The organism is Fibrobacter sp. UWB1 (genome assembly GCF_002210325.1).
Lineage (GTDB): Bacteria > Fibrobacterota > Fibrobacteria > Fibrobacterales > Fibrobacteraceae > Fibrobacter.
The window spans coordinates 301,162-316,986 of record NZ_MWQL01000003.1 but is presented as its reverse complement, the minus strand read 5'-3'; the positions used below and the strand labels follow the sequence as shown (position 1 = coordinate 316,986).

At 52.3% G+C, this 15,825-nt stretch carries 9 protein-coding genes; 3 read left to right on the top strand and 6 right to left on the bottom strand.

The window, feature by feature from the left end:
* Window positions 1-172: 172 nt before the first annotated feature.
* From pheT to B7988_RS04475, 6 genes are all read right to left on the bottom strand, one after another.
* Window positions 173-2,608: a phenylalanine--tRNA ligase subunit beta gene (pheT, locus tag B7988_RS04500; protein ID WP_088656966.1), complete on the bottom strand. Its 2,436-nt coding sequence runs from the start codon at window positions 2,606-2,608 to the stop codon at window positions 173-175.
* Window positions 2,609-2,676: 68 nt separating this feature from the next.
* Entirely contained in the window at window positions 2,677-5,469 is a 2,793-nt protein-coding gene (locus B7988_RS04495; protein ID WP_088656965.1) for a TIGR02171 family protein, read from the bottom strand.
* 77 nt (window positions 5,470-5,546) lie between these two features.
* On the bottom strand, window positions 5,547-6,644 hold the full coding sequence (locus B7988_RS04490) for an RluA family pseudouridine synthase (RefSeq protein WP_088656964.1): 1,098 nt from the start codon (window positions 6,642-6,644) through the stop codon (window positions 5,547-5,549).
* Between the two features lie 53 nt (window positions 6,645-6,697).
* Window positions 6,698-8,329, bottom strand: coding sequence for an FAD-dependent protein (locus tag B7988_RS04485; protein ID WP_088656963.1), 1,632 nt, complete (start codon window positions 8,327-8,329; stop codon window positions 6,698-6,700).
* A gap of 134 nt (window positions 8,330-8,463) precedes the next feature.
* A complete protein-coding gene (locus B7988_RS04480; RefSeq protein WP_088656962.1) occupies window positions 8,464-11,580 on the bottom strand; it encodes a right-handed parallel beta-helix repeat-containing protein in 3,117 nt (1,038 codons plus the stop codon).
* The gene (locus B7988_RS04475; protein WP_163452954.1) at window positions 11,580-13,337 is read right to left on the bottom strand and encodes a FecR family protein; all 1,758 of its coding nucleotides are present in this window, start codon (window positions 13,335-13,337) and stop codon (window positions 11,580-11,582) included. The genes B7988_RS04480 and B7988_RS04475 overlap by 1 nt, the downstream gene beginning before the upstream one ends.
* 285 nt (window positions 13,338-13,622) lie before the next feature.
* On the opposite strand from B7988_RS04475, the gene B7988_RS04470 reads away from it, so the two are divergent.
* The 3 genes from B7988_RS04470 to B7988_RS04460 are packed head-to-tail and all read left to right on the top strand — an operon-like array spanning window position 13,623 to window position 15,738.
* Window positions 13,623-13,907 carry a hypothetical protein gene (locus B7988_RS04470; RefSeq protein WP_072797039.1) on the top strand — a complete coding sequence of 95 codons (285 nt, stop codon included), beginning with the start codon at window positions 13,623-13,625 and terminating at the stop codon, window positions 13,905-13,907.
* The gene (gene ybeY / locus B7988_RS04465; RefSeq protein ID WP_083564456.1) at window positions 13,907-14,389 is read left to right on the top strand and encodes an rRNA maturation RNase YbeY; all 483 of its coding nucleotides are present in this window, start codon (window positions 13,907-13,909) and stop codon (window positions 14,387-14,389) included. The genes B7988_RS04470 and ybeY overlap by 1 nt, the downstream gene beginning before the upstream one ends.
* Entirely contained in the window at window positions 14,389-15,738 is a 1,350-nt protein-coding gene (locus tag B7988_RS04460; RefSeq protein ID WP_088656960.1) for a hemolysin family protein, read from the top strand. The genes ybeY and B7988_RS04460 overlap by 1 nt, the downstream gene beginning before the upstream one ends.
* The last annotated feature ends 87 nt before the right edge of the window (window positions 15,739-15,825 follow it).

The following is a 15,825-nucleotide window of genomic DNA, read 5'->3' as shown; positions in this document are numbered from 1 at the left end:
CTGTGAGGCCGCACACGTTGTGTGCTATGAGTATCTAAATAATGAGAGCCCCTGTAAGGGGCTCTTTTTGTATCTCACAGCATTCCGAAGGAATGCGCGCTCATTGCTCATAGCTCAAAGGGCCGTAAGGCTCGACCTCACACCTCAAAGGCGCGAAGCCCCGAGCTCTTAGCTAGCGGAGTACGATGTCGCCGTTTGCGACGAGCTTGTCACGCAGCTTGTTGTGGGCCTTGTTGACTTCGTCGTCGGTAAGGGTGCGGTCCATGGCCTGGTAAGTGAGGCTGTAGACCAGGTTCTTCTTGCCGGCTTCGATCTTGTCGCCTTCGTAGATGCTCTTGATGGTAATCTTTGCGAGGTTCTTCGGGTTCAGGCCCTTGATGCGTGCAAGAATCTGTTCGTGAGTCATAGTCTTGTCGACTTCGAGGGAAATGTCGCGGCTAGAGGGCACCTGGCGGCTGAACGGTTCGAACACGATCTTCTTGTGGGTGGCGTGTTCCATCTTGTCCATGTCGAGTTCCATCACGTAGGTGGTGTAGCCGATATCGAAAGCGGACATGGCAGTCGGGTGGAGTTCGCCCATGGTGCCAAGCACCACGCCGTCGGCGAGGACTTCGACTTGCTTGCCCGGATGCAGGTAGATTTCGGCCTTGGCTGGCACGCGGAATTCCACCACGAGGCCCACGCGCTTGAGGAAACTCTGCACCAAGCCCTTGAAGGCTGCAAAGTCAATCTGGGCGGGCTTGTCGTTGAGCGGGTTTACGTCGAAGGCGCCTGCAACGGCGAGGGCGACGAGGTTCGATTCGTCAAAGCCCGGATCGCGCACGTCCTTGCGGTCGCGCTTGAACTGACCCTTGGCCACTTCGAACAGGCGAACGGAACCGGGGCGGTTCTTTTCGTTTTCGGCGACGCTCTTGAGGAGGTTGGGGAGCAGGCTGGTCGGAACCACGCCGAGTTCATCGGAAAGCGGGTTGAGGAGCGCTGCGGGCTTGCTGCGGCGGTCATCATTTTCGGCGCCGAACAATGCTTCGGTGCGGGCCTTGCTGGTAAAGCGAAGGCTCAGGCATTCATGCAGGCCCATCGCAGAGAGGGTCTTGCGAATCTTGCGGTTCAGAACTTCAATCGGCGGGAGCTCGTTGGGCTGCATCTTGAAGGAGGGCAGCGTGTACGGGATGTTGTCGAACCCGACGAGGCGGGCGACTTCTTCGATGAGGTCCACTTCGCGTTCGAGGTCGGGGCGGAAGCTCGGAATCTTGAACGTGATGGAGTCCGCCGTCTTGGAAACGACTTCGAGGGCGATGCCTGTGAGGAACTTTTCCACCTGGGCCATGTCAAGCTTCATGCCGATAACGCGTTCGGCCTGCGCGATGCGGAGCGTGACCACGTTGTTCTCTTTCTTGTGGTCGTCGCCGGTGTATTCGACGGTACCCTTGAGAATGCGGCCACCGGCGACTTCCTGAATCATGGCGCAGGCGTAGCGGCTGTATTCGTCCTGGGTGGTAAAGTCGATTTCGCGTTCGAAGCGGTAGCTGGAATCGGTCGAGATGCAGAGGCGCTTGGCCTGCTTGCGGACGATGGTCGGGTTGAACCAGGCGCTTTCGAGGAACACGTTCTTGGTGGTGTCAACAATTTCGGATTCGACGCCGCCCATCACGCCGGCTACGCAAGCCGGACGGTCGCCGTCGCAAATCACGAGGTCGTTCTCAACGAGCTCATGGGCGGTGTGGTCGATGGTTTCGATCTTTTCGCCCTTCACGGCGCGGCGGACCTTGATCTTGTTGCCGTGCAACTGGTCCATGTCGAAGCTGTGGAGCGGCTGGCCCACGTCCATCAGAATGAAGTTCGTGATGTCGACCACGTTGTTGATGCTGTTCATGCCCACGGCGTGCAAGAGCTTTGCGAGCCATGCCGGGGACTTTTCGACCTTCACGTCCTTGATGACACGGCCCACATAGCGGGAGCAACCGCAACCCGGAACCACTTCGAGGCTGATGGCAGAGCTGGCAGCTTCGGCATCCTCGTTCAAGGTGTAGGCGAGGGGCTTGAGCGGACGGTTGAACTTGGCGGCGAGTTCGCGGGCCACGCCACGGTGGCTTAATGCATCCGGGCGGTTCGGGGTCACGTTCAGCTCGAAGCACACGTCATAGAGGCCGAGGTTCACGAACGGGGTGCCTGCCGGAATAGAATCGTCGAGAACCATGATGCCGGCGTGGTCGTCGCTGAGGCCGATTTCGTCTTCGGCGCAAATCATACCGAAGCTTTCCACGCCGCGAATCTTGGACTTTTTCATCTTGAGGGTGCCGCCATCGGGGAGCGGAAGCTCTGCACCGATCGGGGCAAGCACCACGGTCTGGCCGGCGGCCACGTTCGGGGCGCCGCAAACGACCTGGATAGTTTCTTTGCCGTTATTGACGGTCGTAATGTGCAAGTGGTCGCTATCCGGATGGGGTTCGCAGGTGAGTACCTTTGCCACAACGAGCTTTTCATAAACCTTGCCCGGTTCTTCGGTACCTTCGACTTCCAAGCCGATGGAGGTCAATGCCTTTGCAACTTCTTCCGCAGATTCCGGAAGATCAACGTGACGTCTGAGCCAATTCAAAGAAACTTTCATCGTATTATCCTTTATGACACGGTGTCGTATCCGTGCCTGCTTAAAATTCGGTGGTAAATTTAGAAAAATTATTCCAAAGTTCTCAATAGGGAGTCGAGACGGATAGACATTTTCGTTGCACCATCAGTTGATAGGTGGCCTGCATCTTGGGCCATCTCTTCAGGGTAGTCATGATCACCCATCTTATTTTCATCGACAAACATGAAGTTTGGGTAGGTCTTGCTGATGTTGTTTATTTCTTCAAACAGTTGCGGCATCTGGCTTCTTTGTAGACCGAATTGTGCGTAGCATCCTGTTGTCTTAAATGCGGGACTCTGGGGGAATTCTACGCCGATAACGGTGATGTTGTGCTCTGCCGCCTCTTTGATAATGTCTACGAGAAGGTCGTAGTTTTTATAATAAACTGTCGAATTCTTTGAGTACCACATGGAATCCCTCTTTATAGGAACATTTTCTTGTTCCCATCCCTTTGATGCGCTTTTCTGGAATCCCCGTGCCGGACGGAACTTTTGTGCATAGCTTTCCTGGCCAAGGGATTCGAAAGTCATGTCCAAAAGGTCCTGGGGGATGCCGTCAATCCAAAAATTGTGGTTTTCATCATAAATGTAGCCGGGAAAATTCTTGTATTTTGAATAAAAGAAGTTGTAGTCGTTGTCATGGTACCAACGGTCAAGATCCATAGAAATGATGATGTATTTTAGCTTTTTGAAATGTGGAACGACATAGTTGTGGAAGATGTATTTGGAACCGTATTTTGTGTTTTCCGAATTGGCAAGATTGAGAACGAAAAAGGGCTTGTTGAAGTAGAGCGGATTTACAGCGAACATGGCTCGGGAACTTCCCAATACAACGACGTTGGCTGTATTCATGTACTGCCAAAGCATTTCCATTTTATAGCGCCATTGTACAGCGACGTAGTTGCCTGAGGTGTTGTAATAAACGCCAGCGCTGTCCGGGTCAAGGTGGAATGTCGTGTCGTTCTCGGTAGAATCTTCTGTAGATGGAATAGTCTTTTGAACTTCTTTAAGCCACAGGCTCGGATGCCACAGTTCTTCGCTTTCGACAATTTCGGTAGTGGAGCTGTCTTCTGGATTGACGATGGCAATCTTTGTGTGGGCGCCGTTTGCATTGGTGAGCGTTGCAACGACAACGGATTTATCGCCGTTGGTAGCCCATTCTGTATGGTCAAAGGTGTAGCCAGATGGCGCCTTGATGGATTGAATCAATTTGCCGGTGCTGTCTGCAATAAAGACCCGTTGATGCGTTGCGTAGGTTTCGCCTACAAATTCCTTGCCTGGTTTTCCGGCGAAGTCGAGGAATGCGGTGCGCTTGGTTCCGTCTTGAGAAAGAGACACGTTGCAGGCCTGGGCGGAATCGTACCAAATAACATCTTTCTTGGCGACGCGGGCGCGCAGGATTCTCGCTCCAGATACGGCAAGGGACTGGTCTTCGCTGATGCCGCCGTGGTATGCTCCGTCAAAGAGCTTTTGTGGGGTGCCGAATTTGCCATCTGTAAATTTTACCTGCCAAGTCGAATTGCTCTTGAATGTAGCTTCGTCCTTGTTGTTCCCGGCGTCGTTTACGTAGACGATGACTGTGTCGCCGTTTCCAAGGACTCGCCAGCGGGGAATGGCCGCACTTTTAACATTTAACTTTATCGGTTCTGATGGAATTTCTGAGTCGAGGCTCTGTACGTAAACGGAAGAAGTCCCATTGATTCCTTCGTAGCCGGTGCTGAAGGCGACCCATTCTCCGTCAGGAGAAATTTCGGGGTGGTAGGCGTTAATTCCCTTTGTAATCTCTTTAACGGAAAGTGTTCCGTTACTGTAGTCCAGGTAGGCGATGTTTCCGCTGACATCGTTGCGGAAAGTGAGCTTTGCGTTGAAAGTCCCAATAAGATTCTTGATGGCTTCTGACCCGACGAGAGATGTCACGATATTGGAGGTTGATGCTCCATCGTCGTTCATCCAAAGAGCGTCGGGGATGCTTCCGAATGCTAGACGAAAACCGACGTATTCGGCTCTTGTTGAAGACGTGACTGTGTAGACATCACCACGGCTGTAGGGGTTTAGTTCTTTTGCTGAAGAAGAGTAGTTTCCTCCTTTGACAATTCGCTCTCCCATGTCTCCGCCATCGGGCGCTCCTGCGTAGTTGGTGACGGTCGTGTCGCGGAATAGTCCGAGCCAGTCGTTCACCCATTCCATCGCGTTTCCTGCCATGTCGCAGAATCCGGCAGAATCTGTGCCGATGCTGCAAACAGGGTGAAGCTTGTATTCAGAGTTGCTGTTGTTCCAACTGTTCTTTGTATTCCAGGCTCGTGTCGCCGCATAAACCCATTCTGCTTCGGTAGGGAGTCTGTAACCATCAACATTTGCATGAAATGCGAAACCTTCCAGGTTCGTGCAGTGTTTTTCCTCGTCGAAGAGCGCGCTTCGGTAGGTGTATACCGTATCGCGTTTTTCAAGTTTGCTTTTGGCGTTGGCATATAGCACAGCATCGTAGTAGGTAATGTCAGTGAGGGGGAGACTGTCGTTTTCGCATTTGCCGAAGGTCTTGAGCTTTGCCTTCTTGGCGACCTCGGCGTATTCCCCGCAGGTGACTTCGTGAATGCCCATGTAAAAGTCGTAATCGAGCACGACATTCATGGCGGGGCGTTCGTTGGCTTTAAAAGATTTGTCATTGGTTCCCAGCATGACTTTGTCGCCGGAGAGACGAAGCATTCCTTCGATTTCTTGAGTAGAATCCTCGGTTGTGTCAACGATGGGCAAAACGGCCGTCTCGTCTACGGGAGGCGTAAACGATTCGCTGTTGCTACAAGCAACAAAATAGAGGGACACTATGAGTGCCAAAAGAAACTTCATATTTTCTCCTTAGACCTCCCGATCCCTTTGTAAAAGTACAAAAAAAATTTTGGAGGTGGAGAAAAGTCTAGAAGTTCTTATCGGTGTTCGTGGCGGATTGGCTTTAGCTGGTCCACGACGCTTTGCAGTTCCTTGGGGAGCGGACAATCAAAAACCTTCTTGTCGCCTTGCCATATGAATTCCAGTCGGCAGCTGTGCAGGAACAATCGGTTGAGTCCGAGCGTCTTTTTGACTTCGCGGTTGAGGGCGAAGTCGCCGTAGCGGGTGTCGCCGAGGAGCGGATGCCCGATGCTTGCAAAATGCGCGCGAATCTGGTGCATGCGGCCGGTTTCGAGCTTGATTTTCACGAGGTCGTAGCCTTCGTAATGTTGCTTGACGCGGTAATGTGTGATTGCCTTCTGGGCGTCTTTGCCGGTTTCGCCGACCTTCATTTTGCTACCCTTGGCGGCATCGGTGCGTGTGAGCGTCTCGTTGATGGTTCCCTTGTCTTTTTTGAGGTTCCCTTTGACGAGTGCGTAATAGAATTTGTCGACTTCGTGTTCGCGAATCATGCGCGTAAAGTCGCGAAGCGTGTCGCCGTGGAGGGCGGCAATGATCATGCCCGAAGTTTCCTGGTCGAGGCGGTGGGCTATTGTCGGCTTGAAGTCGAGTCCTTCGCGACGGCCCCATTCCCATAGGTATTCCACGAGGCTCTCGCCGGGGCGAGTGCCGGAACCCGGCTGGCTTGCGAGTCCCGAGGGCTTGTTGACGATAACGTAATCTTCGGTCTGAATAACAATGTCGAGTTCCTTGGCGCCCCAAGAAGTGTTTCTTTCGTCTCTCGTCTTTCGTCTCTCGTCTGTTTTGCCCCAGGTAGACTTGGCTTTTGCGAACCCTTCTTTGTAATCCGAATTCCGAACTCCGAATTCCGAACTAGCCTCTCTCTCGTCTCTCGTCTGTAGCGAGCTAGCGAGCGTTCTCTCATCTTCGCTGACTGACTTAAAATTCTCATAAATACAGACGGTGTCGCCTTCCTGCAACATCTGATTTGCCTTACCCACCACGCCATTGACGCGGACTTTCTTTTTGCGGATGACGGCGAAAAATACCGACAGCGATTCGTCGGGGAACGCCTTGCGGAGGAATCGGTCGAGGCGCATGTTGGCAAAGTTGCGGTCAATGACTCGAGTAATCATAGGCAGTAGTCGGTAGGAAGTTAAAAGTAGACAGTGGTTAGTGGTTAAGATTCTTATTGTTCTTTTTTTGCGTAGTGGGCGAGGCGAACGCCGTCGGCAGCGCTGGTGACGATTCCGCCGGAGTATCCGGCGCCTTCACCGAGCACGAATAGGCCCTTGGTATTCACGCTTTCGAGCGTTTCGTTGTTGCGACTCATGCGCAGCGGGCTGCTGGTGCGTGTTTCGGGGGCGACAATCAGGCCTTCTTCGATGAATCCAGGAATCTTCTTGTCAAAATTCTGGAATCCTTCGGCGAGGCTCTTGCAAATGGTTTTGTCCATCCAGTCCCACAGATTGCTCTGAACGAGTCCGCAGGGGTAGGTGGATTTCGGAAGCGATTTGTCTTCGCGGTGGGCGAGGAACGCCTTGATGCTTTGGGCTGGGGCGGCGTAGCTCTTGCCGCCGACCGCGTAGGCGTCGCTTTCGATTTTGCGCTGGAATTCAAGACCGCCAAAGAGTTTGTCGCTGGCGGCAATGGGCACGGCGATGGCGCCGTTGGCGAAGGGACCGTTGCGGCGGCTGTAACTCATGCCGTTGGTGGCAAGGGTCCCGGGCTCCGAGGCGCAGGGCACCAGAACGCCACCCGGGCACATGCAGAAACTGTAGGCGCTGCTCGATTTGTTCAGTGTCGGGGTGGCGAGAAAATATTCGGCGGAACCCGTGAGCTTGGTGTCTACATTCAGGCCCAGCTGGCGCATGTTGATGAGCGCTTGCGGGTGCTCGACGCGCACGCCCATGGCAAATGCCTTGCTTTCGAGTGCGACGCCACGGGCGTGGAGCATTTCGTAAATGCTCCGGGCAGAATGCCCGACGGCGAGCACCAGCGCTTCGCACGGTTGCCAGTGAGGGATCGCGGCGCCTGCATTGGATTGCTTCACCCCATCGGGGTTCGCAATGACGTTTTTTAACTGAATCGCCGCAATGCGGCCATCCTTAATCTCGATATCTTCGAGGGCGGTGTTAAAGTGAATCTTGCCGCCAAGTCTTGTAATTTCGGCGCGCAGTTCCCGCAGCAATAAAACGAGTCGGTCCGTGCCGATATGCGGCTTGGCGAAGGTCACGACAGATTCGTCGACTCCGAAGTCCACCATGTCGTGTAGAACCTGTTCCACGAACAGGTTCCGGGTGCGGGTATTCAGCTTTCCATCGCTAAAGGCCCCCGCACCTCCTTCGCCAAAAAGTACGTTGCTGTAGGCGTTGAAGTTGCGGTCAACAAAGAACCGACGAATATCGCGGAAGCGCTCTTCGACGCATTTGCCCTGCTCGTACAGGTCAACGGCAAAACCCTTGCGCAGCAAATGCAATGCTGCCCAGAGTCCGCTCGGGCCGGCGCCAATCACATCGACATGGCCGGGCATCGCAACGCTGTTTTTCTGCGGATCGCTTTCAAGAGTTTCTTTGTCACGCGTGGCCGCTACAAGCCCTTTGGCGTGATTCCCCGTGGCGCGTACTTCGCGCTTCAAGTCGAAAATCACGTTGTAAGACCACTTGGGGTCGCCTTTCCGGCGGCTATCCAGCGAGAAACGCTCCACCTGCAAGTTGAAAATTTCTTCGGGGTGCAGGCGGAGTTCCTTGGCCAATGCCTCGCGGTACTTGCCTTTCTTGGCAAGCGCGACGCTTAGTTCTCTGTAGCGGTAGGTGAACATCACCCTATAATGTAGAAAAAAGAGCTTAGAGCTTAGAACTTAGAACTTAGAACTTAGAACTTAGAACTTAGAACTTAGAACTTAGAACAATCTCTTCTCTCTAAGTTCTACCAACTAAGCTCTGCCAACTATTTCTAGAACACGTAGTTCACGCGGATGCCGGCGTAAATATCCTTGTATTCGTCGCTCAAGTTGTCCGGACGGTAGTAAAGTGCCGTACCCGTATACCAATCGGTGCTCAGTCGCTTGGAGTGGTTCACGCGCAGATTCACGTTACCCAGCACATCCGTTTCGGTCTCGTCTTCGCTAATGCCGTCTTCTTCCCAGTCAATGGTCATGTAACGGAATTCTCCAGAAAGCCCCAGAACCAAGAATCGCTTCAGGAAGGAAATTTCGAGTTCGTCGGAGACTGTAAATTCGTGTTCGGTCATGTCGTTACGTTCGTAGTTCTTGAAACGCGGCGTAAATCTGAAACTGTTCTGCACGCGCTTTAGAGTCGTCGTTGCAGAGAGCGGATAGGCGTGTTCAAAGTAGTCAGCACCGCCAAAGTAGTAACCCAGCTTGGCCCAAGTGGTGTTGGAAAGATCCATGCCGCTAATCAAGGCGTCCTTGTAGAACTTAGAATCGTCGCTACGGAGAATCCAACGTCCGCCGGCTTTGAATGTGGTGCTGAAGCCGCGAATGGTCAAGTCCAAAGCCCAAGTGTTCTTGTAGATTCTTTCCTGGAATTTGGATGCGAGATAGTCTTCGCCGGAAAGACTCATGTAATCGGCCCAGCGAGCGGAATCCAACACGGTGGTTGTTTCGCCGTCAATGATTTCGGTCGTAGCTCTGCCCTGGCGAGCGGCAAACCATCCGTCTCTATAAATTCCGTCTTTCAGAATGGGGTCGGCGTGGAGCTGGTAGGGGCGGTATTGGGTTCGGTATTCCAGATTGTAACCGACACTCACGTCTACGTTCTTGCCAATCTTGAAGTCGTTGCCCAAAGACCAGTTCTGAATGTACTTGGTTCGGCCGTAATCCAGCTCATGTTCTTCAGACCACTTAGAATCGTTGCTATTGAAGAGTCCCCAGCGGGAGCCTTCGCCAAGGCCAAACAAGTTTGTCTTGTCGCCATTGGCTGCGTTTTCGATGTTGAGCATATAGCCAAAGTTGAGCGTCCAGAAGTTGGTAATTATCTGTTCGATGTTGCCGCCGAATTCACGCGTGTCGGCGAGCTGGTCCGGAGAACCGGCGCTGTAGTAGTCTTCGCCCACATACTTCAAGTGGCCAGAAATCGTGGTCTTGTAAATGTTCCAGAAAAGCGATGCCCCGATGGCGAAATTCTGGCTGCCCCAATTGAGTCCCATTACGCGGTCGTCGTCGCGGTCGCTGTCGTATTCCTTTTTCAAGTTCTTGGCTTCACGAATGAGGGTGCGCAAGGAATCGCGCATTTGGCTGCGGTTAAGAGTCGTGTTGCCGCCGAAGATTTCTTCGAGCTGGGCGAACGAAAGCGAATTGATCTTGTTCTCGTTAGCCATAAGCTGGCGGAGCACCGTCATCGATGCTGTGTTGATTCCGGCTTCGGTAAACACCTTGTTGATGGCGCGTTCCCTGTAAACGTCTGCGGTGTCGGCGCGGCCAACGGCAATCTGACCATTCAGTTCGATGTTGCCGGGGTAGAATAGCCAGTTTCCATCGGCGAATACGGTAAAGGATTTCTGCAGGGGCTCGCTTGTAATCGAGCTTCGGCTTCCGCCATCGCGCAGCAGAGGATTGTGAATTTTATCGTCGGCATAGATCGCGCCAACGGTTGCGTCAAAACGGCGGAGCGGTGACCATTTGATAGATCCGCCATAAGCAAGGCGCTGAGCCTGAGCTTCGCCTTCGTCAATGTAATTCTTGTAAATATAGGGGTGACGCTCGCCAATCAAGTAGGGCTTGCGGTTTTCGCCGAAGAATCCGCTCAATTCCAGCAGAGGCTGGTTCACGTTGTTCTTGAGGAGCGAAAGCGTGTAGCCGGCACCGAAGATGGGAAGGCTTGCCATGTATGTCTCGCCAGCGGTCTTGGTAAAGTCGCCCAGGATGAGCTTGTTGTAGCTGTCTGTGTAAGTCAAGGTAACCGGAATCGGTGAGAATCGGTTCCACTGGTCACCGGTGTAGTCACCGCTGAATTCGATGGACTTGCCGTCCGGAGACTGCATCAACAAGTAAACGCTTGCTTCGGTACCGAAACCGGGAACTTGGAAGATGTTCTTGTAACGGTTCCCGTTGCGGTCTTTGCGCATAAGGACTTTGTGGTAGTAGTTGTTTACCATCACGCTGCCCATGACATTCCAAGACTTCGGTGCTTTGGTGTCTTCCTCTTCTTCTTTTTGGACGAGCAGGTCGCCGATTTTGTCGTTTGCGTCAACGGCACGACTTTCGACGCCCGGAATTTCGGGGCTTGCGGGCAAAGTCTGCGCGACGCCTTCGTAATCTTTGTTGAAGTCGGTCTCGTTTCCGTTAATGCTTTCGATAACGTTCTTTTCAAGAACGTCGCCTGCGCTTACGCCCACCGTGTTCTTGCTGACCTGGGTATTGTCAAAGGTCAGTTGACTGTTGCCCATGTCCAAGACGGCGTAGGAGTTGTTTTCGAAACTGGAAGATTGAACATTCGTGATGGCGAGCTGTGCGTTGTAAAGGGCGACCTTGTTGCCGTCGAACTTTACGTCGTTGATATTCATGTCGCTGTAGCTGTCGGTATGGACTGCGGCGCCGTCATTTTTTTCAAAAAGGCATCCGCTGATAGAAACTTTTGAGTTCTTGGCATAGACGCCACGGCTTGAGGTGTTCGCAAACTTGCTGAATAGAATGGTTGCGGAACTGTTTTCGACCGCAATACCGTTTTCTGCACCGCTAATGCTTGCGTTTCTGATTTCAGATTCTTCACTACCGGTAATGAAGACACCTTTCCAGCTGCCGTTCTTGGAATCGCCTGCTGCCGAGACAAATTCGACTTCGTTTTCGCTTGTTCCTGCCGCGACAAACTGTCCCTTGACATAAAGGCCGGTACCCGGAGCAAACTGCAACTTGACACCCGGTTCTATCACGAGCACCTGGTTCTCTTCGACAGTCAGGTTGTCGGTCACCACGTATGGGGACTGTTCTACCCTGATAAATCCGTGAACGTTGCCGCTGAGCGGGGTGCCTTGAGCTAGGGAAGCCGGTTCTTGTGCGTAAACCAGGACGGTTGTCTGAGCGATAATCGAAATGAAATGATATTTTTTCATTATTGCACCGTGTATGGTTTGTTCGCAGTAAGAATTTCACCGCTCTTCAGGGTGACGGTAATCTTGACCTTGGTCGAAGTGCCATGAGGGAGCTCAATCTGCTGGTCAATCCTGTTCGACTGCAAATCGGTGCCGCGGAGTTGAATGTGGTTCCCGGGCAGGGTGATATCAATTTGCTTGATGTATGTCGGATCGTTTTGAGGCAGGTTCTTGACCGAGAACGAAAGCTGTCTGTGAATCTTGGTATTTATACCTCTGGGCGGTGGCGGCACGGGTATGTATTCCGGTTCTTCGCCACCGTCAATGACAATTTTTGCGTTCCTGAGGGGCGGGTAGCATTGCAGTCTTTGTTTCAACTCAACCTTGTTGCCGGCGAGATCTTCCACATGGAATCTGTACGTGTGGATGCCGCTGGTCAGTTTTTCGTAGAACTTGCGGTCGCTGTCAAAGTAGATTTCCTTTTGGGCGACGTTATCGATATACAGCGTGTAAATAGCCTTGTCGCCATCTGTTTGGCCTAAGGCAAGTGCGGCCTTGCACTGGTTGGCGTAAAGTGCGAGGGTAGGCGGAATCAGGTTCACAGTCTTGCAGGACTTAACCACTCTGATGGGTACTTCTACATTCTTGTTACCATTTTTAGATTCAAAATTCACGTAGAGGGTATTTTCGTTCCAATTTCCGTTTTTGTCGGACACGGGAATGGAATGCAGGAATCGTCCTTTTGCGCTGAGGGGCACAAGGTTTTTAGAAGTGTACTTGCCGAGCGTAACTGTGAGGACTGCGTTCTGGTCGGTGGTGTCAAATACACCTTCGATGGTAATCATGGCGGGGTCGCACACTTTGATAGGCATGCTGGACATAATGGTCAATAGAGCCTGGTCTCCTGTGGTGGTTGTGTCGCTTGAGCCTGCGAAATAGGTGGTTAGCAGACCGCACTGCATAGTGTTGGTGGGGTCGCCTTCATAGAAACAGGTGAATGGAACCTTTTTTTGACCGATGGTGCTGGGGTCCCATTCGACGGGTAGCAGGAGTGCGTTTCCGTTGGAACGCTGCGGTTCGCCGAAAATACGGATGTACGTACCTTCGGAGCAGGTGGCTGAAATGGTCTGCTTGGCAGAATAAACGATATCGGGGAGGGGGTCGATATGGCAATTGATTTTTGCCCTCAATTCTTTCTGCTTTTCGGAAATCTTCTTGTCTGCTTTTTCGGCAGCCTTGCGGATAGCGTCTGCAGAAAGGGTTGTGTCGGTCAAAACGGCGTTTAGTTCCCTGAAGAGTTCGCCGTTTCCGGAAGATTCCAGGTCGACAACGATAGCAGCGTCCTTGCAGTAAAAGATCGTCTGGCCGCCAGTGATTGCATAAGTCTTTTTTGTCGTGCTGATTTCAAAGTCCAGGTTTCCTGTTGAAAGAGATGCGATTTCACATTTAGCGGTTTTGCCGATAAAGCCATCCGTACCGCGGATAGCTGCCGTGGCGATACCGGTCTTGAACTTGATCTTGTTCTTGGTTTTTGCTTGCTTCTGCACGTCGAACTTCATGCTACCGCGTTTGACTTCGGTGATGAAGTTGTTTTCGCCGTCTTCAAAGGAAAGCTTGGTAATGGTAACGACGGTGTTTTCTTGAACATTGAAGGAACTGCCGTCCGGAAGGCCGATAATTACCTCGGATTCCAGCTTGGTGATGATGTCGTCGCGTTCCTTGACGTTTTTGGCTTTCTTGAGCTTGCTCTTATCGGGATCGTTGCTCTTGATGACCATTTCGGTGCCACTACGGAGTACGAAAACTTCGCCTACGGCATAGTGAACTCTACCTGATTGCGATTTAGCGGCAAAAGAAACCCCAACTAGGATGAAAAGTAGGGGGGCTATAAGCCTAAAAAAACGAGAAAAGGACATAAAGCCTCGCTTTAGTGTAACATCCCATCGCAAATATATGTATTTTTTTTAGGCCCGATACAGAATTGTATATTCGGGGTAACAAGACTGTGACTTTTTTCAAAGTTTTTTGGAAGAAGGTCAAAACCTATAACTACAGGACTAAATATGGAAGTTGAAGAACTGACCGTTGCCTATAGCGATGAAGATACCGGTGAAGAAGTCATCAAGGAAATCGGCAAGGAAATCCTTTCGAAGGGTGCGTGGCCGACCGTGATGTTCTTTTACCAGGAACGTGACCCGAAGTCCGGTGAATTTACCGAACCCAAGGTGTCGTTGCGCCGCTACCGCAAGATGGCGGGCAATTTCAAACCCCAGGGCAAGTTCAAGATTACGGGCAAGGCCCAGGCCGAAGCTATCATAGACGTCCTCAAGAAGTGGTATAACATTTAATGCCAGACCCTGCTAGTCGAAAGAAAAAGTATAATATCGAGTTCCTTTGCGAGGGGGACATCGAGGCTTTTCCGTACAAGGACAAGTTCGAAAAGATGGCTCGCAAGCTCCTTGCCGAAGAAGGCAAGGAAAAAGACGTGAACATCGTGCTCTGCACCGACGAGTTCGTGCGCACCATGAACCGCGACTACCGCGGGCTCGACAAGGTAACAGACGTTCTCTCGTTCGAATGGAAGAACGAACTCGGTGTCGAGATCCCCGAAGACGAGGCGATGCTCGGCGAAATCTATATCGCCCGTGAGCAGGTGCGCCGTCAGGCTCCCGAATACGGCAACACGTTCTATGCCGAAATGAAGCGCGTGATTGTACACGGGCTTTTGCACCTTTCGGGCTACGACCATATCAAGGCCGCCGACCGCAAGGTAATGCGCAAGCGCGAATGCGAATTCCTGGGACTTGACCCGTACAAGGAAGGTGCCTAATGGAATCTTCTGAAAGTTATGCCGTCGCGTTCCTTGTCGTATTTGTCCTGACATCGTTCGCGTTTTCGCTGATCAAGGCTGCCTTTAGTGCCATTTACGCCAAGCGCGATGCCCGCGACCGCGAAGGTCGCGAAGAGGTGGTAGCCTCGTTGGTGGAACTGCCTGGCTTTAACGAGACGATTTCGATCGGCCGCATTTTCTGTAACGTGGGTGCGGGCGTTTTGGGCTTTTACCTGTTCCAGATGATCCCCTGGAACTGGGTGCAGGACTACTGGTTCCTGGCGTTTGCCGCTTACCTGGTGGTCGCTTGCATCGGCATTTACACCATTACGGTATTCTTGGCGAATCTGCTCGGCAACTTGAAACCGGACACCTTTGCAGTCGTGCTGATTCCGCTGTTCAAGTTCATTCGCCTGCCGTTTGCACTGCCGGCAAAGATTTGCCACTTGCTGTTCGTGAAGATTCTGAAGGGCCTGGGCTACGATTCCAAACTTAGCTTCTTGCCCGAAGAACGCCGCGACGCCGTGCAGGCGCAGGCCGACCTCTCGGACGAGGCGGACCCTGATGCCGAAGGCCTGGAACAAGAAGAACGCCAGATGATTCTGAACATCTTCGACTTCGTAGAAACCCCGGTGCGCGAAATCATGACGCCGCGTGTGGATATGTGTGCGGTCGAAGTCGGCACCCCGCTCGAAGACTTGGTGAAGGTTTTGAATACGGAACGTCATTCTAGACTCCCGGTGTATAAGGATACGGTTGACAATATCGTCGGTATTCTTTCGAACCGCGACTTCTTGGAGTGGTACACCGAACACCGCGACGAACCGTTTGATATCATGAAACTCGTGATGCCGCCGGTTTTTGTGCCGTACCACAAGAAGATTGACGACATGCTCACCGAACTGCGCAAGACGGGTAACCAGCTCGCCATCGTGGTCGATGAATATGGCGGAACCGCGGGCCTTGTCACGCTTGAAGATATTCTCGAAGAAATCGTGGGCGAAATCAAGGACGAAGACGACGTGGACGAAGATGAAGATGTGCAGCGCCTCAAGGACGGGCGATTCATCCTCGATCCGGTTATTACGCTTTCCGATTTGGAATACAAGCTTGGCGTAGAACTCGAAGCTCCCGAAAATTCCCACGTGGAAACGCTTTCGGGCCTGATTCAGGCGACGCTTGGCATTATTCCGTCTCCTGGCGCCGAAGTCACTATCAAGGGTTACACCTTCCGCGTGCTCAAGATGGACGGCACCCGCATGGAAAAGGTGCTCATGATTCAGCCCGGCAAGGGCAAGACCAAGAACGTCAAGGCCGTGCCTAGAACACAAGCGTTCAAAGTCGTGTAAGTAGATCTGGACATTGAACTCGGAACACCGCTCCTGAAGTATGAAAAAAGCAGCATTTTAATGCTGCTTTTTTCATAGACTGATTCC

Bases quoted from the DNA above. Each gene is read 5' to 3' on its own strand.
- pheT (WP_088656966.1), bottom strand. From the start codon at position 2,608: ATGAAAGTTTCTTTGAATTGGCTCAGACGTCACGTTGATCTTCCGGAA.
- B7988_RS04495 (WP_088656965.1), bottom strand. From the start codon at position 5,469: ATGAAGTTTCTTTTGGCACTCATAGTGTCCCTCTATTTTGTTGCTTGT.
- B7988_RS04490 (WP_088656964.1), bottom strand. From the start codon at position 6,644: ATGATTACTCGAGTCATTGACCGCAACTTTGCCAACATGCGCCTCGAC.
- B7988_RS04485 (WP_088656963.1), bottom strand. From the start codon at position 8,329: ATGTTCACCTACCGCTACAGAGAACTAAGCGTCGCGCTTGCCAAGAAA.
- B7988_RS04480 (WP_088656962.1), bottom strand. From the start codon at position 11,580: ATGAAAAAATATCATTTCATTTCGATTATCGCTCAGACAACCGTCCTG.
- B7988_RS04475 (WP_163452954.1), bottom strand. From the start codon at position 13,337: ATGGTCATCAAGAGCAACGATCCCGATAAGAGCAAGCTCAAGAAAGCC.
- B7988_RS04470 (WP_072797039.1), top strand. From the start codon at position 13,623: ATGGAAGTTGAAGAACTGACCGTTGCCTATAGCGATGAAGATACCGGT.
- ybeY (WP_083564456.1), top strand. From the start codon at position 13,907: ATGCCAGACCCTGCTAGTCGAAAGAAAAAGTATAATATCGAGTTCCTT.
- B7988_RS04460 (WP_088656960.1), top strand. From the start codon at position 14,389: ATGGAATCTTCTGAAAGTTATGCCGTCGCGTTCCTTGTCGTATTTGTC.